Raw genomic sequence first — 25,455 nt, forward strand, 5'->3', positions numbered from 1 at the left:
CAAAACGTTCAGACTTCAGCATTTTCCGCCGTTTCTTTTTTATACCTCTGCCTTAAACGGACAAGGCGGACGATATTCAATGTAAAAGCCTTGAGCAGGGCATAAGCCGGAACGGCCAGGATCATGCCGAGAATGCCTCCGAAGCTTCCGGCGCCGATTAATAAAAGGATGATCGTCAGCGGATGCGTATTCAGGCGGCGGCCGATAATCAGCGGCGACAGCAGATTTCCGTCAGTCTGCTGAACGGCAACGACGATGATCAGCGCGATGAGTGCTTTCGTCGGCGAGTCGAGAAAAGCGATAATGACAGCCGGTGTCGCTCCAAGAAACGGTCCGACATATGGAATAATATTCGTCACGGCAATAATCACGCCGAGAATCAGCGCGTATTTCACACCGGCGATCCAAAAACCGATGAAGCAAGCCGTTCCGACAAACATACAAACGATCAACTGTCCTTGAATGTAAGCCGCCAGCGTCTCATACAAATCCTTAAAAATTTTCAGTCCTTCATTTTTGTACTTGTCAGGCAGAATCTTGACAGCCAAATTCGGGAAACGGTTGCCGTCCTTCAGCATATAAAACAGGATGAACGGCACGGTAACAGCCGTGATCGCAATGTTGGTCACAACACCGAATACAGAAGACAGGCTCCCTGTAATATTCTCAGGCAGGCTCGTCAGATATTCGCCGATTGAGCTTTCGATTTTGGCAACCGATACGAAGTCCTGATTCATCATCCAAGTGAACCACTGCGAATTCGACATTTGCTTAATGAAAATCTGGATCTGCTTCACATAGGACGGAATGCTGTTAAACAGATCGGTCACCTGCTTTGTAAACACAGGACCGACAGCTGACAGCACAAACACGATCAATGCCACAAACGCCAAATAGATCAGCAGAATGGACAGCGTTCTCGGCAGCTTTTTCTCAAGAAACCGCACGATCGGATTGAATATAAAATACAAGATTCCCGCAATTAAAATCGGAGTAAATAAAGTCGATGCAAATACAATGATCGGTTCGAAAAGAAAAGACACTTTTGTCGACACATAAATAATAAGAAGAACCAATAAAATTTGCAGCGTCCAAAAATGGGTTTTTGATTTAAACAAGCTTTGTTTCCTCCCGGCTTTTTTCATTAATCTAAAAACTACTATTCACACTAACGTCTGTCAACTGTTTTCCTTCCATTCATACGAAAAAGCTTTGACAGGGTTTCATTTCAACACCTTTTTGAGCAAAAAAGATTGACAGCTTCATCCGTTGTAAATACAATAATTACAACGGAAGGGTGATTTGATGAAGATCAGCAGCAGATTTACGATAGCCGTACATATGTTATCCTTGATGCAAGTCCGAAGCGACCATTTGACATCAGAGCAAATCGCAGACAGCGTCAATACCAATCCGGTCATCATCCGCCAAATCAGCAGATTGCTGAAAAAAGCGGCCTTGATTGAAGTAAAGCGCGGCACAGGCGGCGCGCACTTATTACGGGATGCCGGCGCCATTTCTTTGTATGATGTCTATAAAGCCGTCGAAGTTGTCGGTGAAGGCGAACTGTTTCACACTCACGAAAATCCCAATCCTGATTGCTGGGTTGGCGCGAATATCCACCAGGTTCTTGAGCTTATTTTATTAAAAGCACAAACAGCCATGGAGACTATACTCAAAGAAATTTCTATAAAAGAATTGACTGATCTGATTATCCAAAAAAAGAATGCTTCTCAATGAGGCATGATTTTTTTCGACTCGTTGTAATAACCACACTTACAACTAGCGTCTGGTATTATATTTTTTCGCCTCGTTGTAATATTATTCATTACAACAGAATAAAAGGAGGTGGGTACCATGTGATCAACACAGACGAATTCGGATTTCTAGCACATTAAGGGAGGACTTAACATGACGAATCATATAAAAGAAATCAACTGGGAGCAAAACACCAACTCTTACATTCAGCTCATACCGAATATTGAGTACACAAAAGTGAAAGACACTTCTTTGACATTACATTTGCTGGTGCGCCGCAATCCAATGGATGCGTTATTTAACCGGGAAGGCAATCAAGAAACATACCCGCTGATTATTTATCTGCAAGGGTGCGGATGGGGGTGGACAAAACAGGATACATCCGCCTTTATCCCCCAGCTGGTTCCATTTGTCGAGCAAGGCTATGTCGTGGCAAGCGTTCAATACAGAGGCAGCGGAGAGGCGGTGTTTCCGGCTCAGCTTCATGATGTGAAAACAGCTGTCCGCTTTTTAAAAGCAAATGCCGAGTGCTATAACATCGATCCTGATAGAGTGGGAGTCTGGGGGGATTCTTCAGGCGGCCATTTGGCTCTTTTGCTTGGATTGACCGAAGGAATTGAAGAATTAGAAGGCCAGGACGAATACCGTCATGTATCGAGCAAAGTCGATGCGGTTGCGGACTGGTTCGGCCCGGTTGATCTTCTGTCCATGAGCAAGTATCCGTCCATCTTCGACCATGATTCACCCAATTCACCGGAATCCAAGCTGATCGGCGGACCTGTTCAAGAAAACAGAGAACAGGCGAAACAAGCGAGTCCGATAAGCTATGTTCACAGGGACGCGCCCCCCATTCTGATCATGCACGGGGATCAGGACGATGTCGTCCCTTATGAACAAAGCGTCCAATTGTTTGAAGCCTTAATAAAAGAAGGCCATGAAGCCCTTATGTATAAAATAAACGGGGCCGGACATAACGGTTTTACCCAGGCTCATACCCTTGACATCGTCAAATCATTCTTCCGCAAACATTTAAAACGTGGAAAAGCATGAACATTGAAGGCCGGATATCCGGCCTTTCAGTGTATATTCCTATCTTTTATGAATATTTTCTAAATTTTTTTCAGTATATCGGTATAAAGTTCACCTTCAGAAAATAAGATGAAAACGCTTACAACAAAACCATGAGGTGAACAACGATGAAAAAACTGGTACTGCTCATGCTTGTTTTGCTGGTCGTGTATCCGCATGTATCGAAAGCGGGAGGATTTAAAGGAGGAGGAGGCGATCCGGGTCACTGGTTCGCGGGAGACCCTGTTGAACATCCTGATCCCGCAAAACCGCCGATTGTATTTGTCCATGGATTAAACGGCTCTTCAAGCGCTTGGTTTGACGAAAATGACATGGCGGAGCAGGCGTGGAAAAACGGATATGATGCGGCTTTTATCGATCTCCACCCCGATAAAGACATGCAGGATAACGGAGCGATGCTGGCCGCGAAACTGCGCGAAATCTACCAGCATTTCGGCCGCAAGGTCATTCTCGTTTCCTACAGCAAAGGCGGAATTGACAGTCAGTCGGCGCTGATTCATCACAACGCATACCATTATGTCGAGCGCTTGATTACGCTCGGAACCCCCCATCACGGTTCGCAGCTGGCAGACCTTGCCTACAGCAGCTGGGCAGGATGGCTCGCCGATATTTTAGGCCAGAAAAATGCCGCCGTTTACTCTCTCCAAACAGGGTTTATGAAATCGTTCCGCGATCAGACCGACAATCATCCCAATCGATCGAAAACCAAATATTTCACCTTGGCAGGCAATAAAATCGGCGGGTTCGGCAGCGTTTTATTTTTTGGAGGCGTCTATTTAAACATGTTTGGCGAAAATGACGGTGCCGTCACCGAAAAAAATGCGAGACTCCCTTACGCCACAAACCTGAATACAGGGAAGTGGGATCACTTCTCGATTATTAAAGGAAACCTCACATTTCCTGTATTTATGCCTTTATTGACGGTTCAGGCATATGCAAATGAAACAGCGGCCATCAAGGAAAACCTATCGTACCCTTTCATCAGAGGAGGGGAAAATCATGGATTGAGAGAAGAGGAATTCGCCGTTGAAAAAGGCGTCAAGGAAATAACCGTTCACTGGCTGAGCAATCATTCCTCGGGAAATATCAAATTGACAGATCCGCACGGCAAACCGCTCAAAGATTTTTCAAAAGCAAAGACGGCGGATGTTTTTGAAGGGGGATTCGTCCATTCCGCTGCCATTAAAAATCCGGCAGCAGGTACATGGAAGATCGCATCATCTGTCAAACAAAAAGAGGCGTTTTTGTTCATTGTGACGTTCGATTCTCCTCTGAACCAGCAAATTAAAAACGCAGTCACCAGAGAATCGGCAAATCTTGCAAATGTTAAGGCGTCCGTTCGTTCTATCCGCTATGAAAACGGAAAACAGGCCGAGAAAAAGTCGCTGAAACCAGCTTCCATCAATGCGCTGCAAAACAGCCTGTCATTCAAAAAAGCGGGCTTGTATTCGGTGACGATCGACCTTTCAGGAAAAACGGCAGACAACTCGCCGTTTAACAGGACGATCATCCGCTCTATTTATGTAAATGACAAAGGGGAGAAGTTTGAAAACAGCCCTTTGTCCGATTAAACCGTTCTTTTCATGGGAGATAAAGATTCATCGACCATGCGGTCAAGTTTTCTGATCTTTTCAAGCGCCAGCTTATGATCAATTTTGCGGTAATGGTGGTTTCCGCCCGGCTCTTCATCCAGCTCATCCGCTTTTTTGACGATTTCCTGCAGCTTGTTTTTATCGAGGTCCCCTTCTGGCAAATAGGAATCCGTATGAAGCAAAATCGCCAAAGCAATCTCTTTTGCCGCTTTCCGATCTTCGCCGAGGCGGATCAGCAGCTTGTGAGCGCGCTCGGCACCCTTTATCGCGTGAATGTCGTTTTGCTTGTATTTTTCATAATCCCATTCCCCGTCGGTATACCATTCATAATGACCGATATCGTGCAGCAAAGCCGCTTTTGTCGCGATATCAGGGTCTACTCCCGCTCGCACCGCCAGGCGGTATGCGTGGTAAGCGCAGGCTACGGCATGAGCTACACCGGAGCGTGTTAAATATTTTTGTGCGATTGGATGGGTGAATACATCCACTAATGTTACGTTTCTCATGTAAACCCCTCCTTTATATATTTTTAGAATCCTAACATATTTTCATGTAAATCTCAATTGATCTGACACATCATATTTAAAATTCCGCTATATGAGCTGGCGCCATAATAAAATAAAAACAAGCACAATCGATTTGATGTGCTTGTTTTTTATTTTTCACAAAAACTCTTTAATGTCATACACTCTGCCGTTTTCAAAGTCGGTCTCAAGCAGATCGAGCAGAACGCCGGCGACGTAAGGCGTGCTTCTCAGCTTTCCTTCTGTTTGATAGGTTTTGAATCGTTCAATTTCATGAAAGTCTTTTTTCGATGATGAACGTATTACCTCTTGCATGCCGGTATCCATGATCCCCGGTGAGAAAGAAATCATTTTCACCGGATCAGATTGATCTTCCTGTTCAAAGCCGAATGTTTTCGTGAACATATCGAGCCCCGCTTTTGAACTGCAGTAGGCGCTCCATCCTTTATAAGGATTTTTGGCCGCACCTGATGATATATTGACAATCGATTTTTTGCCTTTGTATGGCTTGAGCCATTTGGTAAACAGCTGGCTGAGAATCACCGGAGCTAACAAATTCAAGTCATAATGCAGCCTCAGCTCTTCCAGTTCAGCTTCACCGGCGCGCTTGATCGGCGTCACCATACCCGCATTGTTGATCAAGGTGATCGAAGTAAAATCGCGGGCTTGGACAGATTCTGTCAATTGCCGAAACCACTTTTCTGTTTCGACGAGCTGTGTCAGATCAGCCTCATGCCGGATCAGCCTCTCATGACTGACTTCAGACTTGGTCCTTGAGACAGCGTGAACAATATGGCCTTTTTGCAAAAGCCCTTCGGCAATCGCGGCGCCAAGCCCTTTTGACGCTCCGGTAACAATGGATAAATGCATACGGCGTCCCTCCTTATCCATTATTGTACTGATTCATCAGCCTGCTTCTCAAGTGCAGCGGTTTTCTGTTCCGGAAGAAACGCGGCGAGCACGTAAAAAACCGCTGTCAGTAAACTGAACCATTCGAACACAATCAGCTGGAGAGCTGCCCCAAAAACAAGCAGACCTTGCGTCCATGAACCGCATTTCCCTTTTAAAATGCGAATCAAAGCAAAGATCATGATGGCGAGTGCCACACCCGAGCCTAGCAAGCCATAACCGTAGTGGACAAAGTCCGCCATTGCCTGATCGTGTCCCTCCCTCATCGATGGGTATATCAGTAAAATGATGCCTAATGTGCAGATGACCACAATGTAATAGAAAATGGATTCTAATATGAGCAGCCCATGTACTGCCACAAGCATTAATAACCAAATCGACGCCAATGCAAAAGCTAACCATGCAGATAGCACCTTATAGAACCTCGGATTTTTCATTGGTGAGCGCTCCTATTTTTTCTGCTGCCCGCTGACTTTCGGAATCAAAAAGAACAGACCTGCGATGCATAAGAGGATCAGCAGACCGTATAAAATGGGCAGGAAGATGGATTGCCGGCTTTCCGCAGCGTCATCTTCCCGTCCCGATAAGGACGGATTTGCCGAGAATGACAGGTCAAGCTGCTTCAGCTTTGACGCCACGGAATTGCTTTCATTCGTGAAGCTTCCGGACAGGCTTTTCAGCTTTTCGATGGCATCTTCTTTTTTCGAATCTGTAAATGAGAATTCCTTCAGTTCTTCTGGAATTGATATTTCTTCCTTGTATTCCGTCTCTTCTTCCTGAAGATAGTCCGTCTCGATTTTAATATCCTGCTTTTCATACTCGTTTGGCTTTACATCGACTTTATCGGTTTCCTCCGCCTTCACGAACGGAGTGAAAAGAAAGAAGGAGAGCATGACTGCCATGATCCCCTTCTTTCCCCATTTCGCATTAAGCATCATGGTCAGTCTCGCTTTCTTCTGTTCTTGATTTTGCAAAATCGATAATAAAAGGAACAGCAATCGCGATGATCGTGATTAAAATTAATGCTCCGATTCCGAGTGCAAACTGGCTTCCAGTTCCGTACTGAATCGACATATATACGGTTGATACCGGATTGTTAAAGCTGAAGTTCGGCATCGCCAAGTCAAGCAGCGGCGCTACATAGAACAGCACCATAGCGGCTGTTGCGATTCCGCCTGCGATCGATCCCAGCATAAACGCCGTCCGGATGATGGCTGAACTTGCGACCAGCAGCAAGATCGTAAAGACCGACCACATGACGGCCTGATCGTCTGCGAGTGAGTAAATGTTCAAACCGAACAGACTGATCATCAGTCCGACAATAATATTCAAAATGCCAAACAGCGCGCCTCTGACTAAGAGCGGAGCATTTTGATAATGGTGGCTAAAATATCCGATCAGCAAGCTGGAAAGCATCACAATCACGAGAATGACGACCGGCGGTACGTTTTGCGCTTTCGACTCTGGAACATCCCCGCTGATTTTCACCGGACTTGCCAGATGATCGTATACATATCCGTCGTTTCCTCCGAACGCATTGCCGAGAATGCCGTACACGTCTCCGCGGATCAGCTTTGTCGTCGCGACATTTTGGCCCCAATTTGAATTCAGGGTATCCGCTTTTTTCTGAACATCGTTCACACTTTCCTGAATATTGCCCGTGTACTCGATGACGCCTGATTGCGTTTCCGACAAGGAACCGAGCATGTTAGACAGCTGCAAAATGTCATTTCCGAGCGTATCCTGCATGCTGATGACCATCGTTCCATCTGTCGCGTCTCCCTGCATGACCGCCGTTCCGGCGCCTTCCGGATTGCGCAGCTGTTCAGATACGGCATTTGCTCGTTCTGAAATCGTGCTGAGTTCATTCAGCACGTCAGTCTGCTTCTCACTAATGAAATCGCCGTAGCTTTTGACGAAATCGGTCATGTCTGTTGTGTAAGCTTCAACATCTTCGCTAGTGGCTAGCATGTTGTTTTTTAGGTTTTCCCATTTTGTGTTTTCGTCTTCATCGACTCTGAGGACGGTATCAACTTTATCTTTGCTATTTTGGAGCATTCCTTCTTCAAGCGATGAACTCGCTTTGAATTTCCCTGTTACTGTAGCATGATAGACTGATAATAGATTATAGTAATCCATTAATTGATTAATGTCTCTATTAACAAAATCCTGATTTTCAAAAACCTTTTTCACTTCAGGGCTAATATCATAATCCTTCAACTCATTTTCGAGCTCCATTATATTATTACATATATTCTTAAAATTGTTGTCTCTTTCCTCTTCAAACTTTTTATTCAGCTTATCTACAGTATTATTTAATTCATCAATTTTATCATTTAGTTTCGTTACTGTTTCATCTAAATTATCAATTTTTTTCTTAAGTTCTTCATTATGCTCTTTTGTTTTTTGATCAATGTTTGACTTTACATCTGCAATGTTTACAGAAATGTTATTTAACTCTTTTTTTAACTCTTCAAGATTATTACCGTCTTGTTCATCAGGATGTTCTCCTGCAGAAGGTGGATCTTCATTATTTGTATCATCAACATTATTTTCGTCTGTTTGATCTGTATTTACGGGATCCGAAGTATTGTCTCCAGACTCCCCGGATGAAGGTTCCGTATCTTCTTTATTTGGAGTTTGAATGTTATTAGACAATTCCTCTAATTCTTTTGAAATTTTCTCAAGCTCGGCTGTTTCATCGTCTAAATTTATTTCGATATTCTTACTATCGTCATCTTCACCGGAATCATCTTTTCCATCATCTCCAGGGTCTTCATCTTTTGGCGTTTCTTTATTGTCAGATTTAAACAATTCCGCACGATACTTTAACATGTCAGAATTAGATTCAATATTATTTATTGTCACTTGTCTAGCTTCTCTTTTATAGTTAGAAATCAGTTCACTCTGTAAAGTGCTTATCTTACCAAGTTGATTCTGTGGAACCCGATTATATCGGTATTCTTGCAAATTATCATTCGAATTCACAGCTAATCCAAACTGATTCTGTAAAGTTCCAAATGCCGTCGTCATTCCGTTCATTTTATCACTGAAGCGATTAGCAACGATGGACTGCTTTTCCTTAATCACCGTAAGGCCGTCTTGGATCTGGCCTTCACTGTCCGCTTGTGCAGCTTGAAGCAGTTCCGACTGCTTTTCTTGATATTGTTTGTACTGATTGACGTTGTCGACGAAGCTGTCCAATTGTTTTTTGGATTCTTCTACGCCTGCGTTGCGCTCTTTTGATGTGCCTTCTGTTTCATTGATCGATTCTTTCAGTCTGTCGATCATCTCTTTTTGTCTTTCTACTTCGCCCGCTAAATTGTTGGAGCTCGGCTTGTAAAAATTGTACATCGCGTTTTGGAACTCTGATTCTTTGTTTACGATACTGTCAAACTCTTTTCTGACCTTTTTGACTCCCTGTTTGACAAAGCGCCAATACAGGGAAGACATTTTTTTGCTCACCGTTTTTTGCGCGTCTTGAAGTTCGCGCTGGACTTTTTCCTTGTTGACGGCGTCAAGCTGGTCCTGAATTTTAAATTCCAGCTCCGCTTTTTGTGGACGCTCATGGTTGTAGCTTAAAATGTTTTGCGAAAAGTCCGACGGAATGTAGACAATCGCATCGTATTGCTTCTCCGAAAGTCCGCTTTCTGCTGCGCTCCGGTTGACGACCGTCCATTTATAGTCCGGACGGTCAACCAGGGAAGCCGAGATTTCGTTCCCCAGCAGCGCATCTTCATCAATGGTTCCGTCATCTTTCAAAATGCCGGTATCTTCATTGACGACAGCGATTTCCCTTGTCGCGTTCGATACCTTTTTCGTCGGGTTCTCACCGATGAAATGAAAGAACAAGACGGGCAGCAAGATGATCGTGACGAAGGCGCTGATAATTTTCAGCGTGCTTTTTTGTTGTTCCGTCATTTCGTTTTCTTCCTTTCTACGGCACATAAAGGAATTTGAATTTTCCTCTCTTTGCCGTTTTCAACGATATAGCCAAAGCCCGGGAGAATTTCCGGCTCCTGGCGTTCATATGGGAGCTGAATCAAATTCTGCTCGGATTTTTTCATCAATAGCATGGCGTGTCTGACCTGCTTGACTTCGCTTGTCAGCGAATCATAGCCTTTTGTGAACTCGCTGTGATTTCCGGCAGGTATAAAGTGGAAGCCTAAATGGGCGTATGACTTCATAAACATCGCCATTTTATCCTGAATAGATGCGTCGATCGTCTGCTGGAACCGTGAAAGTCCGTCGACGATAAAGACCATCGGTGAAAAATCAAGGTTGGCGATTTCGCCTTGTTTAACGGCTTCCAAATACATCGCTTCTCTTGTCCGGCAAATTTCTTCCGTCTCAGCCAGCCAGAGCATAATGTCGTCTTTTGTTTCAAGATAGCTGATTTGATCCTCTGTCGCATATTGAGAAAGCCCTCTGTCTATCGAATCAAACACGGCAATTTTTTTCGTGTCATGGTCAAGCAGGTGCTCGAGCATGATCTTGATGACGTTTGTTTTTCCGCGCTGCGTCTGACCCATGATGAGGCAGTGCTTATTTTTCTCAAGGTTAAAGTATACCGGTTCGACAGATTCTTCATCGAGTCCCATTGGAATAAGGCCTCTTTCAGGCTGAAGCGGATAATCTCTCACAAACTGCGTAACGGAAAGCTCCAGCGGCAGCATCGGCACAGGCGCCGGCTTTCTCATGCCTTCCGACCGTTCTGTGATCGCCTGAATGTCGGATTTGATCCGTTCAAACAGCTCGATATCATTGTCCGCTTCCACAGGCATAAACATTTGTGCGAAGTATTGGTTTTCTTTATTGATAATGACGCGTCCAGGGATCGGTTCAAGGCTGAATTCCGGCCTTCCGATGATCGAATATGCTTCAGACTGATCCATCAGGTAGTGGACAACCCTCGTTTTCAGGTTGTTCAAGAGCGACTGTCTGATCGCATTGACCCTTGTCGCGGTCAGGATTAAATAAATTCCAAGCGACTGGCCGTCGCGTGAAAACTGGATAAATTCGCTTTCAAGTTCATGCATTTCGTCTTTAATGATGTCAAAGTTGTCGACCGTTATGAAAATAAACGGCAGCTTTTCCTCATTCAGCGCATTGTACATCTTGATATGGCTGATTTCTTTTGCGCGGAAAAGATTTTTCCGGTGCTCGATTTCCGCCTTGATCCGGACCATGAATTTCTCGATTTTTCTCGTTTGGTCCATCAAGAAATAATCCGCGGTATGCGGAAGCCTTGCAAGCGGAAGCAGCGTTCCGTTGCCAAAGTCGAAAATGTAGTAATGCAATTCTTCCGGTGTATATTGTTCGGCAAAGCTCATCATGAACGTCGTAGCGGTCAGGGATTTTCCGTAGCCTGACGATCCGACGATGCCGATATTGCCGTCATCCATCATGCGATAGCTGATCGGCTCCTGGCTTTGCTTCTCAGGTTCATCGATATAAGCAAAGTTAAAGGCATCCGCTTCCTCAGACGGGTAGCGTGTTTTAGGTATGCGCTCTTCAAGAGGCGGCAGCCAAGGGCTCGGAAGCTTCTCGATTCCCATTTCCTCTTGAATCCGTTCAATTTGTTCGACGACTGCGGAAATTTCCGTTACGGCCTCTTTTTTCGCAGTATGATCGGCGTCAACGTCTGACAAAGGAATTAAACCGGTGTCTGTGACGATCGCCACTTCATCCTCTGTGCCGTAGCCGTCCTCCATGTAAGGGGCGCCGCTCCATGCAGACTGGAACAGTTCATACACCTCATTGTTGCCGACTTGCAAATAACCGCGGCCCGTTACCGTGATGGTAGCCGCATCCCCATTTTTAAGGATTTCTTTACTGTCATTCGCATCCTGAACCTTCAAGGCGACCTTGAATCTGGAGTTACTCCAAATCTGGTCGTCGATGATGCCGCCCGGTTTTTGCGTCGCCAAGATTAAGTGCACCCCGAGACTTCGGCCGATCCTTGCCGCGCTGACAAGCTCGCGGATAAATTCCGGTTCTTCGCTTTTCAGCTCGGCAAATTCGTCTGAAATTAAGAAAAGGTGCGGCATCGCCGTTTTCGCTTTTTTCTGTTTGTAAAGCTTTGTATAGTCATTGATATGGTTGACTTTATACTGATCAAAGAGCCGCTGCCTTTTCTTCAGCTCACTCTTAATGGACGCCAGCGCCCGGTTGCTGAAGTTCTTGCTGCCTTCAATGTTAGTAATCGTTCCGAGCAAATGCGGGATGTTCCGGAACGGCTGCGCCATTCCGCCCCCTTTGTAGTCGATTAACAAAAATGCGACTTCATGCGGGTGGAAGTGAACGGCCAAAGACAAAATATAAGTCTGCAAAAATTCACTTTTACCCGAACCGGTCGTTCCGGCAAGCAGCCCGTGGGGGCCGTGGGCTTTTTCGTGAAGATTTAAATGAACAATGTCGTCTTTTCCTTTATAGCCGATCGGTACGGCCAAAGATTTGGCCGATTCGCTTGTCAACCATTTTTGGCCAATACCGATGTCATCGACTTCCTTCACTTGGAACAGTTCGAGAAACGATACGGTATCAGGAATCGAATTCGTCATGCCCGTCTGGTGGTCAAGCGTTCTCAGCGTCCGGGAAAACAGTTCGTTGTCTTCCCTGTTGTGGTGATCCAGCTGAAACGGGATCTGTACGGCTTTCTTTTGCTTGATCAAAATGTCGCCTTCCTGTTCAGTAATATAACGAACAAGGGTATGAATGTTTTCGGACAGGCTTTCTTTCGTCTCTGCCGCCACGATTGTCGACACTCCGAGGTTTTTCTGCTTGCCTTCCAAATATTCTAAAATGACGTGTTCCGCGATGAGCTGCTGATTTGTGATGATAAACACAAAGTGCGGCTTATACAAAGTATTCTTTTTGTTTTCATCTAAATCCCGTTCTCTCAAAATTTCATATATGCTTGAAAGGAGCTGATCTCTTGTCTGTTCGTTGTAAATAAACCCTTTCGCATAAATATGAGGCATCTGAAAATGCGGAAGCCACTTCATCCATTCCCATTCTTGATACTCGGCTTCGTCAAAAATAAAGACAAAGCGCAAATCATGATAGCTGTGGAAAAATGCGAGTTGGCCGACAAGCTGATGAATTTCATTTTTGACGACGGACAATTTTCCGACGACGCCCATCGGGCCTTCAGCAAGATTCACGGTGATCGGTGCATTTTTCAGTTCTCTGTAGACCTCTTCCATTTTTTGCGTTTGTTCAAGGAGATGGTCTGTATCGCGATTGGCCAAATCTCCGCCGTTCAAATTGATTTGGTATGAAGATGCAACATTTCCCGTTCCAAGGCGGATTTGCAGAAAATCGGCGCTTTCAATCGATTTTTCCCAAATCCGTCCGCTGATCTCCTTTGTTAAATATTTCATTCTCTCGAATGTAGGAAAATGGAAATCAAGGACGAACTTTTGCCTTTCTGCAAGTTCGTGCAGCTCTTTCTTTTTGTTTTCAAGGTAAAGGGTATAGACTCGCTCTCTTTTTTCTTCTCTTTTTTTACGCTGATTTTTGTCCCGGAAGTACTGCACGGTTGACGTAATCAGCGTCATCATAAACATCGCAAGGGAGACGATGATAAAGATTCCCCGCGGCTGAATGAGCGCCACGATCCCCATGACGAGCAGCATGACGATCGGAGGCAGAATCATCAGCCATAAGCCTCTGTTGTCTCCGTCGCTTTCCTGTGCCGGGAAGCTGAAGGATATCTTTTCATCCGGCAGATCGTAAATCATTCTCGGCGGCCTGCGGTATTGCGGATATTTATTTTTTGTCTCGGAGCTCGGCTTGAGAATGTTCTCCAAAGACGTATCATATTGCCCGAACCCCTCGATTTCCAAGAGGTCATCTTCAATGATGCGAAGAATATTCAGTCCAAATGCGATTTCGTCTCCATTTTGCACGGAGACCGAAGCAGACACTTCTTCTCCGTTCAAATAAATTTTGGCGCCATTCGGCAGGACATTCCATCGCCCGTCGAGGCGGATGAAGGAGAATGTACCTTTTTCTCCAAAGAATGAATCCGTTTCATTGAAATAAACATCCGCTTCTTGATCAAGGGAAGAAATGACGACTTCCTGTCTCTCTCCCAAATAGTAGGCGGGAACGCTGTCGGATTCTTCGGCTAAAAAAAGTGTCAGCTGTTCAGCGCCGCTTTGGACGGACGCCTTTCCGCCAAGCTTTAAAGAAGAAACAGTCTCCCCTCCCAGCTGCACGTTGAAAGCGTCTGAGTCCTTCTGCTTTTCCAGTACCACCGGGCCTTTTTCAAACGAAAAATGCTTGATCGTGACAGAATGTTTCAAATCCGGCCCGATGGTGAGCGTGCGGCTGTTCTGATCATCCAGTTTTATTTTTTGATAGTTTTTATGATAAAAAATCCATAACAGACTCATTTCCCCGCCTCCTGCCAACAACAGGTGTTTTCGCTTTTATTTATCATCTTTTTTCTTTTTGTCTTCCTTTTCTTTATTTTCTTTTTTCGCCTGCTCTTGCTCGGCTTTCTCCTTTTCAGCCTTTGCGGCTTCTACGTCCGCCTGGCTTTGCTCGGTGTTTGCCTGCTGGTTTTCATCAGTATTCTTCTGCTCTTTTTTATTTTGTTCCAATGTCTTATATAATTCGTCAAATTCCTTTTGCAGCGGCTCCAGGAGCTTTTCTCTCTCATCGCTCGACATTTGGTCATCCGCTTTTATTTCACTCATATATTTTGTGATTGCGTAGATAATTTGAAGGTCGTTTTCCAGTTTCCGGCCTGTCTCAAGAGCCCCCTTATTATCCCCCCGTCCGATCTGAATCCAGTAAAGGAAATTATTCGGATCGACTTGGAGCGTCAGGCTTTTTAAAGCATCTTCCTGCCAGTCCAATTCCTTCAATGCGCTCTCAACAAGCACATACGAATAAGCCAGCTGATATTGAACAGAATCAGGCATCTCGCCGGCATCATATTTATCAAGCGTACTGATGACTTTGCTGTACTGTTTATTTAAGAAGTAGCGGTTGCTTTCGATAAACGCCTGCTGTTTCGGTTGTGCAAAGAATAATGAGTAGAAGGAAAATAAAACAGCCGGTATTAAGCATAAAATAAGTCCTAACCCTATGTACCTTTGAATCTTCCATTTCTTCTTCGGAAGATGGACAAGCGTTTTTTCTTCGGCATCCAGTTCATCGATCCTCTTTTGAATGACGGCTTTCAAATCGCCGTACGTCCCGCTTGTGATGATGTCTTTTACCTGGTCTGAAAACTTGATGGTTTCGCTGTATTTTAAATACTCTTCAAAGGTAAACTGCCCATCGACAGCAAGCGCAGCGGCGGCTTTCACTTCATTGAAAAGTCTTTCTTCGTCGTGTTCATATGGCGGAATGCTTTCTTTCACTCCATAATGTAAAAATTTAGGTGTTAATCCTTTGTCAAAAACAATGTTTTCAGGCGCAGCGATCAGGTGCAGCCTTTTAATTGAATGTTCTTCAACGGCTTTCACGAGCTGGTACGCAAAAAGCCATTTGCTTTTTTTATTTTTTCCTTTTATATAACGAAATTCTTTATATTCGGAAGGAGGCTGAATCAAAATTTGGACTTCATCATCGGTCATGACGGTTTCTTTATTAAAGGAAGGATCGACTTCTTTGATGACGTTTGCTTCCAAGCCGTTCACAAGATTGATCTTTTCTCTTTGAAAACGAAAGATATATGCACCGTCTTCTTTCGTCATGACGGCCTCTAATTGGTCTTCGAGATACGTTTTCTTTTTCTCTGCCATTCACCCAGATCCTTTCATAAAATTTCCAGTCGGTCACCTGTCGTAATTCCGCATTGCGATAATGTATATTCGCCTGAAAAAACGGCATCTTTATTTGTCACCCTTACCCAGTAGCCTTCCCGGGGAGGTACCGGTATGCTTTTGGCTTGCCACGCGATGTCGATTACCTTTTTAACAGAATGGTAATCTGACAGTCTGAGGTCAAAGGCGCTGCCGTCGTAATGTTTTAAATCGATGGTAATGTCAACATACACCAGTTCATCACCTCTCAATAGAAAAAGCGCCGTCATCTTCTTTTGAATTAGGCGCTTCTCTCATTCTTCTAATCTGTAAATTAGCCGCGGATTTGGCTAGCGATGTCTTGGTCAGTGCTTTCAAGAGTGTTAGCAGTCTGATGAAGTTGTTTAGAAACGTCGCTTAGAAGTTCAGCCATTTTAATAAAAGAAGGTCTTAGCTCTTGATATTGCTCTGAGAACGCACGGCTTGATTCACCTTCCCACATATCTTGAAGCTGGTTGATCATTTGATCAAGGCGCTGATTGACCTGTTCAGTCACATCTCCGCTTTCTTTTTGATATCTGTCAGCCATTTGCCGCAATTCAGCCGGCGTAACACGAATGATTCCTGACATATTCCTTATACCTCCTGCGCTATTCGCCCTAGATATGGGCTAAATAACTTATTTTTTTGAACGCTTTTATTATAAAAACAAGATTGAGGCACAGTCAAACAAATCTGTTGTTATTTTACAAAATGAGTCTAAAGGTTTATCATTCCTCTATTTCCACCCAGCAAAAATTATAGAAATCTAGTAAAATTATCTCAATTTTCTTCTCTCGTAACATTTGAATCAAATGGCATGGTTCTGTGTACCCACTTGAGTCTGAACCGTTTCCATAGGATAAAGGAAGGATTGTATAAGCGCAAAAAAAGCCCGCCTCTAAGAGAGGCAGGCTTGTCTCGATCAGCCCGCTTTCAAGCCGGCTGATTTTTGTTTTTCCTTATTATAATGGTGCAAAAAGAAATCGTCAGTTTCCGCCCGAATGACTTTCCATAAGAGCACAAGGGCGATTAAGTTCGGGAGCATCATTAATGCGTTCGCCATGTCGGCAAAAGCCCATACAGTATTGAGGCTTGCGACTGCACCGTAATATGCAGCGATGACATAAACGACACGGTAAACCGGCACCCATTTTAAACCAACTAAATATTCCAGACATTTTTCTCCATATACATACCAACCGACAATGGTTGAATAGCCGAAGAAAATAACTGAAAACGTCACAATGTATTTACCCGCGGCTCCGAGCGAAGAAGCAAACGCGGCGTTTGTCAGCGCGCCGGCGTCAAGCGATGTATCGTGGGCAACACCAGAAAGCAGACCGCCTGAAGGATCCCAAAATCCCGTAATAATGAGGACGAGCCCGGTCATTGTACATACGATCAATGTGACGATGAATGTTCCCGTCATCGCAACCAAAGCAGCCTTGACGGGGTGATCGGATTTCGCGTTTCCTGCGATCAAAGCAGCGGTACCAAGACCCGCTTCATTTGAAAAGATTCCTTTCGACATGCCGTTTCTGATCGCCTCAGACACGACTACACCTGTAAAGCCCCCAGCGGCTGACACCGGATTGAAGGCGTGATAAAAAATCAGCTGAAACGCCGGAATGATTTGATCATAATGAAGGAAAATAATGATCAGTGAGCCGCCGATATAAAGAATCGCCATGACCGGCACGAAAATGCTCGCAACCGTGCTGACACGCTGAAAACCGCCGAAGATGATCGCGGCTGTCAATATCGCGAGCACAAGACCGATGATCCAGCCTGGAATTCCGAAGCTGTGTGTGACGACTTCCGAAATCGTGTTGGACTGGACGGAATCCCCGATTCCAAAAGAGGCAAGCACACCTGACAATGCAAATAAAACGGCAAGCGGCTTCCACTTCTTCCCGAGCCCTTTTTCGACATAGTACATCGGTCCGCCCGAATATTCGCCCCGCTCATTTTTGACGCGGTATTTCGTGGCGAGCAATGCTTCGCTGTATTTCGTAGCCATCCCTAAAAGACCGACGAGCCACATCCAAAACAAAGCCCCCGGACCTCCAACCGTAATCGCCGTGGCTACACCGGCAATATTCCCGTTTCCGATCGTTCCGGCAAGCGTCGTCATCAGCGCCTTGAAATTGCTGACATCACCGTCTGCTCCGGCTGATTCTTTCTCTTTCCCGAATGCAAGTTTGAATGCATATATCAATCTTTTAAATTGAAGCCCCCGCAGGATGAACGTCAAAAATAAACCGGTTCCCACAAGCAGAATGATGCCCGGGACTCCCCATAAAAAGCCGTTGATTTTCTCTAGAATCGCCAATGTTCCTACTCCTCTTATTTCAGAATAATTAAATTTGGTGTAATACATCGCTACGTTTATGAAAAATAATAAATCGTCAGCGACTTTTTTGTTGATTTTAACAAACAACTATATTCATAATAAAAGTAAGATGGGTATATGTCAAAATTTTTTCATGCAAACATAAAAGTAGGGGTTTTTTTATGAACAATCGAAACAATCCTTTTAAATATCAATATGACCGTTTAGAAGATGTGGCAGATCATATCAGCGAGGTGCTGGACTGTCCGATTACAATAGAAGACATCAACCACCGTCTCCTTGCTTACAGCACCCACAGCGACTACACGGACCCGGCGAGAACGTCAACGATCATCGGAAGACGCGTGCCGGAAAAGGTCATCAACAAGCTTTGGAAAGATGGAACGATTCCCGCCTTGATGAAAACCGACGAACCGATCAGGGTCGAGCAAATCGATGAAGTCGGCTTGTCGAGCCGCGTGGCGATATCAATCTGGAAAAACAGCGAGGTTATCGGTTTTATCTGGGCGCTGGAAAGCCAAAAAACGCTGTCGGAAAACGAGCTTCATCTTTTGAAGCTGGCTGCGGATTCCGTCAAAAACAAGCTGCTGCCTTATCAAGTCCGAAAAAGAAAAAATGAACAGCGCAGCCAGGAATTTTTCTGGAAGCTCTTGACCGGGCATATTTCGGAAGATCAGGAGATCTCCGACGGCTTTCATCAGCTTGGTATCGGGGTACCTTCAACTTACTCGGTCATCATCATCCGGCTGAAAGACGAAATCGAAGAAAAAACCGAAAAACAGCTCCACTACTTGCTGGAGACGACGCAGCAGGTGCAAATTCTTCTGGCTACAATCGATTATAATGAACTGATTGTCCTCGCTTCGCCAAAAACGGGGCAAAAGGGACAGCCGTTCAATGATTTAAAGCAATTTGCCGCGAATATACAAAAGCAGCTTGAAGAGCGCTATAAACTGAACAACTGCACGATTGCGATCGGCGGAATGTACAGCTTGATCACCCTTGTACACCAGTCTTATCAGGAAGCGCTCTCGGCGCTGAAGGTCAAGGAGCGTTTTCCCGAAGAAACAAGGCAGCTCGTCAGCTTTTCAGAACTCGGCATCTATCAGTATCTCGACGTGCTCAGCGAAAAACGAAAACACGCAAGCTATCCAAACTATTCTTTAATGCAGCTTGAAGCATATGACAAGGAGCACCACTCCAATCTTGTCGAGACGCTTGAGCAGTTTATCGAATGCGACAGCAACGTCAACACCGCCGCCAAAAAGCTGAACATTCACGTCAACACGCTGAACTACAGGCTGAAGCGCATCAGTAAAATCGCCGAAATCGATTTAAAAAACATCAATGAAAAATTTACGATTTATCTGGAAATCAAGCTTCGTAACATGCATTTGTGAAATTCCACAAATGCATGTTTTTTTATTTTTCGATTCAAACAAAGAAAATTCTAAAAAGTCAGTATAAACTAAAACAACAGCATTTTTACAGAAAAAGGAGGAATGATGGGATGATTATCGGCGTACCGAAAGAAATCAAAAACAATGAAAACCGTGTTGCCTTGACTCCCGGTGCAGCTTCTCAACTGATCGCGGCAGGACACCGCGTCATCATCGAAAAAGACGCGGGGGCTGGAAGCGGGTTTGAAAATGAAGATTACGTCTCTGTAGGAGCGGAGATCTCAGAACAGGCGAAAGCCGTCTGGGAAGCAGCTGATATGGTGATGAAAGTCAAAGAGCCGCTTCCTGAAGAATATCCGTATTTTAGAGAAGGGCTTATCTTGTTCACTTATCTGCATCTGGCCGCAGAGCCTTCCCTGGCTGAAGCATTAAAGCAAAAAGGCGTGACAGCCATTGCCTATGAAACGGTCAGCGACGGCCGCTCCCTTCCTTTGCTAACGCCGATGTCAGAGGTAGCCGGGCGGATGGCCGCTCAAATCGGCGCCCAGTTCCTTGAAAAGCCGAAAGGCGGAAAAGGCATACTATTGGCCGGGGTACCAGGAGTCGCGCGCGGGAAAGTGACGATTATCGGCGGAGGCGTTGTCGGCACAAATGCGGCAAAAATCGCGGCGGGTCTGGGAGCCGACGTGACGATGATCGATTTAAGCGCGGAACGTCTGCGCCAGCTTGATGATCAATTCGGCAACCAAATCAAAACTTTGATGTCCAATCCGGTCAACATCGCTGATGCCGTCGCTGAAGCCGATCTCCTCATCTGCGCGGTGCTGATCCCGGGTGCCAAAGCGCCGACTTTAGTGACAGAAGAGATGGTCAAACAGATGAAACCGGGCTCGGTGATCGTTGACGTCGCAATCGATCAAGGCGGCATCGTCGAGACGGTGGATCACATCACAACCCACGACAATCCGACCTATGTCAAACACGGAATCGTCCATTACGCCGTTGCCAACATGCCCGGGGCCGTTCCGCGGACATCCACAGTCGCACTGACGAATGTAACGGTTCCGTACGCGCTTGAAATCGCAAATAAGGGCGCGGAAAAAGCGATACTTGAAAACCGTGCGCTAAAAGCCGGCGTAAACACAGCAAACGGCCATATCACTTATGAAGCCGTAGCCAGAGACTTAAACTATGATTACGTTCCGGCAGAGCTTGCGATCGAAAATTCGTCGTCAGCCACCGGTGCATAGCATCAAAAAGACAGAGCCTCGGGAAACAGCTCCGAGACTCTGTCTTTTTCTTTTATTCCGTTTTCCGCCGATCCTGAATCAATTTTGCGGTAATCACAGAAACAGGGATCACCGCAAACAGAACAATTCTCCACAGCGTCCTGTCTGAGGCATCGCCGGCTGCGGCAAAACCGCCGCAGCTGTCAGCGCTAATAAAACAGCAAAAGCCTTTTTCTTGAATGATGCGATCAAAAGCCAAAAACATACGGTCAGCATGCAAAATATGAGCAGCTGTACGAAAAACATTTCATCCTCCCCCGCTAATCAAAGCTGTACCTTTCTTCTTTCCAAGGATTTCCCCTCATATGGTACCCGTTTTTCTCCCAAAAGCCCGGATGGTTTTCCTTTGTAAACTGAATGCCCCTCAGCCATTTGGCGCTTTTCCAAAAATACAGATGCGGCATGACCGCTCTTAGCGGAAAACCGTGCTCCGGTGTGAGCGGGGCGCCGTTGTGGGAATGAGCCAAAAGAGACGAATCCTTTAAAAAGTCTTCGAGCGGAACATTCGTCGTCCAGCCTTCCTCTGCATGCAAGATGACAAATTTGGCTTCGGGAAGCGGCTTTACTCTTTCAGCGATCTCCTTTGTTTTGATCCCTTCCCAGACATTATCGAGCCTGGACCAGCCTGTTACACAATGAATATCATTGGACACTTCGCTCTGCGGCATGTCATGCAGATCATTCAAAGACAGCAGGAGCGGCTGTTCGACAAGTCCGTAGACTTGCAAATTCCATTTTGAGAGGTCTTTGTATTCCGGAACATCGCCTGCATGAAGAACAGGAAAAGATGTCGTGACATTTTGGTTTGGAGGCACCCTGTCGGACTTGTGCGGTTTTGTTTTTCCAAAAAACACGAAAGAACCCCCTTTGTTAACTTTGTTTAAAAAGTGGTTGACAAACTATTTTACGATCTCTTACGATAAGGTTGTGTTGAATCACTGAGGAGGAACAAAGATCATGAATAAAAAGAAACTTCGCGCCGCTGATATGGCGCTTGTCGGAATGTTTGCCGCCCTCATGGGGATCGGCGCTAATATCACTTCGTTTGCCCCGTTTCTGCAAATCGGCGGTATTCCGCTTACGATGCAGCCTTTCTTCTGTCTGCTTGCGGGGCTTCTGCTCGGCCGCAAATTAGGTGCGCTGTCCATGATCGTTTATGCGTTAGTCGGCTTTGTAGGCGCTCCCGTATTCGCTTCTTTTTCAGGCGGTATTTCCGTTCTTTTCAAAGGAAGCGCCGGATTTATTCTATCCTACATTCCTGCCGCATATGCCGCGGGCTGGATCACGGACAAAGTATCAGAACCGAGAACAGGCCACTTTTTCACAGCTTCATTGATCGGTACACTAATCATTTATCTGATTGGCGTCAATTATACGTATCTCGCGTTTTCAACTTGGCTCAATACACCGTTGTCTTATTCAGCCGTTTGGAAGATGATGACCTGGTTCTTCGTGAAAGACTTGGCATTCTCCGTTCTGCTTGCCGCGCTCGCCTCAAAGGTTTTCCGGGCGGTTCAAAAAGGCGCAGGCTTCAGAAGAAACCCGACCTATTAATTAAGAGCAGGCGGTGCGGTTCTCTTTTTATTTTAACAAACATAGAAAAAAATTCCCCTCAAAGTGAGGGGAATTTTTTTAAAGAACAATCGCCGCGATCCAGCCAAACAAAATCAGCGGAATATTATAAAAGATGAATGTCGGAACACAAGTATCCCAAATGTGGTGGTGCTGTCCGTCCGCATTTAAGCCTGATGTCGGGCCAAGCGTGCTGTCGCTCGCAGGTGAACCGGCGTCCCCGAGAGCCGCCGCCGTCCCGATAATGGCGATGGTCGCCATCGGACTGAAGCCAAGCTGCATGCAAAGCGGCACAAATATCGTTGCGATAATCGGAATCGTCGCAAATGATGAACCGATCCCCATTGTGATCAATAAACCGACAATCAGCATCAGCAATGCGCCGATCACTTGATTATTGCTGATGAAACCTGTTGACGCTTCAACAAGAGCTTTGACATCGCCCGTTTTCTCAAGCACATTGGCAAAACCGGCTGCGGCCAGCATCACAAATCCGATAAACGCCATCATGTTCATGCCGTTTGTGATCAATTCGTCCGCTTCGCCGCGCTTCATCGCTCCGCTTAAAAACAAGACCGCCAAACCGCTGAGCGCGCCGAAGATCATTCCGTCGACGTCTAAACTTTGAGACAAATAAAGCTGTACGCTTAGTGATACAGCGATGGCCAAAGCGGCAATCGAAAGGCTTTTTTTCGTATAAGCCGCCGATTTTTGACCGGCGATTTCCTTCATTTCGTACGTGCGCGGTTTGCGGTACACAAAAGCAGCAGCAGCCAAACCGGCAATCATCCCGGCGATCGGGATGATCATGGCGATCGGAATATCAGCCAATGTGACCGAAAGGCCGGCATCTTTCATATTGTCTTTCAAAATCCCCTGGAAAATCTGACCGAAGCCGACGGGAAGCAAAACATACGGAGCTGTCAATCCGAATGTCATCGCACACGCAATCAGGCGGCGGTCCACTTGCAGCTCATTCAAAATTTTCAATAGCGGCGGTATTAAAACAGGGATAAATGCGATATGAACCGGAACGATATTTTGAGACATACAAGAAATGATTAAAATCACGAAGACGATCAGCGCTTTTGAAAGGGTTTTGCGCCTTGTATCGCCTTCTTTGCCGATCAGCTTGACAGCAGCTTCAACCATGGCATCCGGAAGACCCGTTTTCGTCAAAGCGACCGCAAATGCGCCGAGGAGCGCGTAGCTGACAGCGACGGTTGCGTTCCCGCCGAGTCCTTCCGTGAATACGCTGACCGTCTGGCCGAGACCGAGACCGCCCGTCAGACCTCCTGCAAGAGCGCCCACAATCAAGGCAAGAACAACATTGACTCGCAGCAGGCTTAATATAAGCATGACAATAACAGCAATCACAACTGCATTCATATTTGAAACCTCCGAACAAACGCTTTAGTTTGCTAATGTAGTAGATAATTAAAGTAATGAACGTATATTACCACATGTTTTATGAATGCGTCAATGAGGCTCCTCTGTATTTTTCATAAAAAAAATCCCCTTCTGTCAAAGGGGATAAAAACCTACAATTGATCCGAAAACCGCTCGACAAACGTGACAAGCGTCCTTACCATCACGCCCGTTCCGCCTTTCGGTCCAAAGCATGAACTTTGAGATGTCGTTGCCGTTCCGGCGATGTCAAGGTGAACCCATGGCGTCCGCTCGGCGAATTCACCGAGGAACGTTCCGGCCATAATCGCATGGCCTTCCCTGCCCGGTGAATTGTTAAGGTCGGCCATTTGGCTGTTTTTTACTCTTTTTTTGTCTTTTTCTGTAATCGGAAGCTGCCAAATCGCTTCTCCCGCTTCTTCAGCCGCCTGTCTCACCTGCTGATAAAGCGGATCATGATTTGTCATCGCGCCTGTCGTTTCCGTTCCCAGAGCTACGACGACACCTCCGGTCAGTGTCGCGACATCGATCAACACGGAGGCTCCGTGGTGCTTTGCATATGTCAGTCCGTCAGCGAGCGCCAGCCTTCCTTCGGCGTCCGTATTCAAGATCTCAATCGTCTTGCCGCTCAAGGAAACGATAACATCGTCCGGCTTCATTGCGCTTCCCGAAATCATGTTATCAGTCGATGGGATCACGGCAAGCACGTTTTGTTCCGGCCTTAATTCACCGATCGCTTCCATCGCTCCCAAAACGCTGGCGGCTCCGCCCATATCTGACTTCATGCCGACAATGCCGCTCTTCGTCTTAATCGAATAGCCGCCGGTATCAAACGTGATCCCTTTGCCGACTAAACCGATGACATCATCCCATGCTTCCTTTCCCTGATATTTTAAGACGATCATTTTCGGCGGCTCTTCTGATCCTTGGTTGACCGCGAGGAGACCGCCCATCCCGAGCTCTTCCATTTCAGCCTTTTCGAGAATTTCACATTCAAATTCGTATTTTGCTGCCAATTCAGCGGCGTATGATGCGAGATCCGCCGCTGTCAGCATGTTCCCCGGCATGTTCACGAGGGTTCTCGCCGAATTCGTCGCATTTCCGTACACCTGCCCGACATGCAGACTCGCCTGAATTTCCTTCAGGTCATGGTCTGTCAAAACATAGACGCTTCGCAGGCATTGATCAGGTACATTTGCTCTGTGCTTGTAATCCTGCACTTCATAGCATGACAGCATGCACGATTCAGCCAATGCATGCGCGGCGTCAGCGGCTGGTACCTCTTCAGATACGAAGCTGTCGAGCATGACGGTTAACTCCTGCTTTCGATCTTTGTGAATCTGCTGAACAGCTTCGGCAAAGCACTGTTTCGCATCCTCGAAGGTAAATTCCGCTTCACGGCCCAATCCGACGATATAGATGCGTTTGACTCCCTGAAGGGAAGGGGTAAATATTTTAGACACTTTCGTTTTTTTGGAAGATACATCCCCGTCTTTCAGCAGCTGAGAAAGCTGGCCGTCCAAAAGGCGGTCGATTTCTTCCGCCTTCCCGTACAGCTGGCTTTTTTTAAACAGTCCGATTAAAAGCGTTTCTTTTTTTTCGAAGTCTTTAAAGGCATAAAACATGCGTTCACAGCTCCTTATCAGCAAAGTGAGTAAAATTGAAACAACAATGTTATAATAGGAAAAACATTTTTTCCCGATGGGGTTTCATATTATATATTTTAGCAAATAACTGAGTGCTTTTTTGAATTCAT

At 45.8% G+C, this 25,455-nt stretch carries 21 protein-coding genes; 6 read left to right on the top strand and 15 right to left on the bottom strand.

The window, feature by feature from the left end; translation table 11 throughout:
* Nucleotides 1–8: 8 nt before the first annotated feature.
* Complete coding sequence (locus tag MHB72_RS17595; RefSeq protein WP_149169275.1) at nt 9–1,118, bottom strand: AI-2E family transporter; 1,110 nt, start codon at nt 1,116–1,118, stop codon at nt 9–11.
* 187 nt (nt 1,119–1,305) lie between these two features.
* On the opposite strand from MHB72_RS17595, the gene MHB72_RS17600 reads away from it, so the two are divergent.
* From MHB72_RS17600 to MHB72_RS17610, 3 genes are all read left to right on the top strand, one after another.
* Entirely contained in the window at nt 1,306–1,740 is a 435-nt protein-coding gene (locus tag MHB72_RS17600; protein ID WP_216919619.1) for an Rrf2 family transcriptional regulator, read from the top strand.
* Nucleotides 1,741–1,911: 171 nt separating this feature from the next.
* Nucleotides 1,912–2,808, top strand: a complete 897-nt coding sequence (locus MHB72_RS17605; protein ID WP_216919616.1) for an alpha/beta hydrolase — start codon at nt 1,912–1,914, stop codon at nt 2,806–2,808.
* Nucleotides 2,809–2,954: 146 nt separating this feature from the next.
* Entirely contained in the window at nt 2,955–4,418 is a 1,464-nt protein-coding gene (locus MHB72_RS17610; RefSeq protein ID WP_145654515.1) for an esterase/lipase family protein, read from the top strand.
* Here the strand turns inward: MHB72_RS17610 and MHB72_RS17615 are convergent.
* The 10 genes from MHB72_RS17615 to MHB72_RS17660 form a co-directional block, all read right to left on the bottom strand.
* Nucleotides 4,415–4,945: an HD domain-containing protein gene (locus tag MHB72_RS17615; protein ID WP_020452803.1), complete on the bottom strand. Its 531-nt coding sequence runs from the start codon at nt 4,943–4,945 to the stop codon at nt 4,415–4,417. The two genes, MHB72_RS17610 and MHB72_RS17615, sit on opposite strands and share 4 nt — an antisense overlap.
* Before the next feature lie 156 nt (nt 4,946–5,101).
* Nucleotides 5,102–5,833 (bottom strand): (S)-benzoin forming benzil reductase, encoded by a 732-nt coding sequence (locus MHB72_RS17620; protein WP_020452804.1) that lies wholly within the window; start codon nt 5,831–5,833, stop codon nt 5,102–5,104.
* Between the two features lie 20 nt (nt 5,834–5,853).
* The gene (locus MHB72_RS17625) at nt 5,854–6,309 is read right to left on the bottom strand and encodes a hypothetical protein (protein WP_023856164.1); all 456 of its coding nucleotides are present in this window, start codon (nt 6,307–6,309) and stop codon (nt 5,854–5,856) included.
* 12 nt (nt 6,310–6,321) lie between these two features.
* Entirely contained in the window at nt 6,322–6,810 is a 489-nt protein-coding gene (gene essA, locus MHB72_RS17630) for a type VII secretion protein EssA (protein ID WP_025809752.1), read from the bottom strand.
* Complete coding sequence (gene esaA / locus MHB72_RS17635; protein WP_216919615.1) at nt 6,800–9,793, bottom strand: type VII secretion protein EsaA; 2,994 nt, start codon at nt 9,791–9,793, stop codon at nt 6,800–6,802. The genes essA and esaA overlap by 11 nt, the downstream gene beginning before the upstream one ends.
* Nucleotides 9,790–14,274, bottom strand: a complete 4,485-nt coding sequence (essC, locus tag MHB72_RS17640) for a type VII secretion protein EssC (protein WP_216919613.1) — start codon at nt 14,272–14,274, stop codon at nt 9,790–9,792. The genes esaA and essC overlap by 4 nt, the downstream gene beginning before the upstream one ends.
* 36 nt (nt 14,275–14,310) lie before the next feature.
* On the bottom strand, nt 14,311–15,636 hold the full coding sequence (gene essB, locus MHB72_RS17645) for a type VII secretion protein EssB (RefSeq protein ID WP_149169279.1): 1,326 nt from the start codon (nt 15,634–15,636) through the stop codon (nt 14,311–14,313).
* Between the two features lie 14 nt (nt 15,637–15,650).
* Nucleotides 15,651–15,890, bottom strand: coding sequence for an EsaB/YukD family protein (locus MHB72_RS17650; RefSeq protein WP_020452810.1), 240 nt, complete (start codon nt 15,888–15,890; stop codon nt 15,651–15,653).
* Between the two features lie 80 nt (nt 15,891–15,970).
* On the bottom strand, nt 15,971–16,267 hold the full coding sequence (locus tag MHB72_RS17655) for a WXG100 family type VII secretion target (protein ID WP_003184900.1): 297 nt from the start codon (nt 16,265–16,267) through the stop codon (nt 15,971–15,973).
* A gap of 333 nt (nt 16,268–16,600) precedes the next feature.
* A complete protein-coding gene (locus MHB72_RS17660) occupies nt 16,601–18,010 on the bottom strand; it encodes an alanine/glycine:cation symporter family protein (protein ID WP_216919611.1) in 1,410 nt (469 codons plus the stop codon).
* Nucleotides 18,011–18,192: 182 nt separating this feature from the next.
* Between MHB72_RS17660 and MHB72_RS17665 the strand changes: the two genes are divergently transcribed.
* Nucleotides 18,193–19,431: a PucR family transcriptional regulator gene (locus MHB72_RS17665; protein WP_043054456.1), complete on the top strand. Its 1,239-nt coding sequence runs from the start codon at nt 18,193–18,195 to the stop codon at nt 19,429–19,431.
* 110 nt (nt 19,432–19,541) lie between these two features.
* A complete protein-coding gene (gene ald / locus MHB72_RS17670; protein ID WP_105981201.1) occupies nt 19,542–20,681 on the top strand; it encodes an alanine dehydrogenase in 1,140 nt (379 codons plus the stop codon).
* 108 nt (nt 20,682–20,789) lie between these two features.
* Here the strand turns inward: ald and MHB72_RS17675 are convergent, their stop codons facing one another.
* Together MHB72_RS17675 and MHB72_RS17680 are read right to left on the bottom strand one after the other, a co-directional pair.
* Nucleotides 20,790–20,966 carry a hypothetical protein gene (locus MHB72_RS17675; protein ID WP_340903473.1) on the bottom strand — a complete coding sequence of 59 codons (177 nt, stop codon included), beginning with the start codon at nt 20,964–20,966 and terminating at the stop codon, nt 20,790–20,792.
* A 14-nt stretch (nt 20,967–20,980) separates the two neighbouring features.
* Nucleotides 20,981–21,574 carry a sulfite oxidase-like oxidoreductase gene (locus tag MHB72_RS17680; RefSeq protein WP_035337616.1) on the bottom strand — a complete coding sequence of 198 codons (594 nt, stop codon included), beginning with the start codon at nt 21,572–21,574 and terminating at the stop codon, nt 20,981–20,983.
* A 103-nt stretch (nt 21,575–21,677) separates the two neighbouring features.
* On the opposite strand from MHB72_RS17680, the gene MHB72_RS17685 reads away from it, so the two are divergent.
* A complete protein-coding gene (locus MHB72_RS17685) occupies nt 21,678–22,274 on the top strand; it encodes a biotin transporter BioY (protein WP_020452815.1) in 597 nt (198 codons plus the stop codon).
* Between the two features lie 78 nt (nt 22,275–22,352).
* On the opposite strand, the gene MHB72_RS17690 is transcribed toward MHB72_RS17685, so the two are convergent.
* Nucleotides 22,353–23,681: a Na+/H+ antiporter family protein gene (locus MHB72_RS17690; protein ID WP_025809768.1), complete on the bottom strand. Its 1,329-nt coding sequence runs from the start codon at nt 23,679–23,681 to the stop codon at nt 22,353–22,355.
* A gap of 152 nt (nt 23,682–23,833) precedes the next feature.
* The gene (locus tag MHB72_RS17695) at nt 23,834–25,324 is read right to left on the bottom strand and encodes a leucyl aminopeptidase (RefSeq protein WP_216919609.1); all 1,491 of its coding nucleotides are present in this window, start codon (nt 25,322–25,324) and stop codon (nt 23,834–23,836) included.
* Nucleotides 25,325–25,455 lie beyond the last annotated feature (131 nt).

The organism is Bacillus sp. FSL K6-1284 (assembly GCF_038002625.1).
GTDB lineage: Bacteria > Bacillota > Bacilli > Bacillales > Bacillaceae > Bacillus > Bacillus paralicheniformis.

Excerpts from the sequence above, each read along its gene's own strand:
- essC (WP_216919613.1), bottom strand. The coding sequence starts at position 14,274 with ATGAGTCTGTTATGGATTTTTTATCATAAAAACTATCAAAAAATAAAA.
- MHB72_RS17655 (WP_003184900.1), bottom strand. The coding sequence starts at position 16,267 with ATGTCAGGAATCATTCGTGTTACGCCGGCTGAATTGCGGCAAATGGCT.
- MHB72_RS17685 (WP_020452815.1), top strand. The coding sequence starts at position 21,678 with ATGAATAAAAAGAAACTTCGCGCCGCTGATATGGCGCTTGTCGGAATG.
- ald (WP_105981201.1), top strand. The coding sequence starts at position 19,542 with ATGATTATCGGCGTACCGAAAGAAATCAAAAACAATGAAAACCGTGTT.
- MHB72_RS17625 (WP_023856164.1), bottom strand. The coding sequence starts at position 6,309 with ATGAAAAATCCGAGGTTCTATAAGGTGCTATCTGCATGGTTAGCTTTT.
- MHB72_RS17690 (WP_025809768.1), bottom strand. The coding sequence starts at position 23,681 with ATGAATGCAGTTGTGATTGCTGTTATTGTCATGCTTATATTAAGCCTG.
- essA (WP_025809752.1), bottom strand. The coding sequence starts at position 6,810 with ATGATGCTTAATGCGAAATGGGGAAAGAAGGGGATCATGGCAGTCATG.
- MHB72_RS17695 (WP_216919609.1), bottom strand. The coding sequence starts at position 25,324 with ATGTTTTATGCCTTTAAAGACTTCGAAAAAAAAGAAACGCTTTTAATC.
- essB (WP_149169279.1), bottom strand. The coding sequence starts at position 15,636 with ATGGCAGAGAAAAAGAAAACGTATCTCGAAGACCAATTAGAGGCCGTC.
- MHB72_RS17610 (WP_145654515.1), top strand. The coding sequence starts at position 2,955 with ATGAAAAAACTGGTACTGCTCATGCTTGTTTTGCTGGTCGTGTATCCG.
- MHB72_RS17665 (WP_043054456.1), top strand. The coding sequence starts at position 18,193 with ATGAACAATCGAAACAATCCTTTTAAATATCAATATGACCGTTTAGAA.
- esaA (WP_216919615.1), bottom strand. The coding sequence starts at position 9,793 with ATGACGGAACAACAAAAAAGCACGCTGAAAATTATCAGCGCCTTCGTC.
- MHB72_RS17675 (WP_340903473.1), bottom strand. The coding sequence starts at position 20,966 with ATGTTTTTCGTACAGCTGCTCATATTTTGCATGCTGACCGTATGTTTT.
- MHB72_RS17620 (WP_020452804.1), bottom strand. The coding sequence starts at position 5,833 with ATGCATTTATCCATTGTTACCGGAGCGTCAAAAGGGCTTGGCGCCGCG.
- MHB72_RS17605 (WP_216919616.1), top strand. The coding sequence starts at position 1,912 with ATGACGAATCATATAAAAGAAATCAACTGGGAGCAAAACACCAACTCT.
- MHB72_RS17615 (WP_020452803.1), bottom strand. The coding sequence starts at position 4,945 with ATGAGAAACGTAACATTAGTGGATGTATTCACCCATCCAATCGCACAA.
- MHB72_RS17600 (WP_216919619.1), top strand. The coding sequence starts at position 1,306 with ATGAAGATCAGCAGCAGATTTACGATAGCCGTACATATGTTATCCTTG.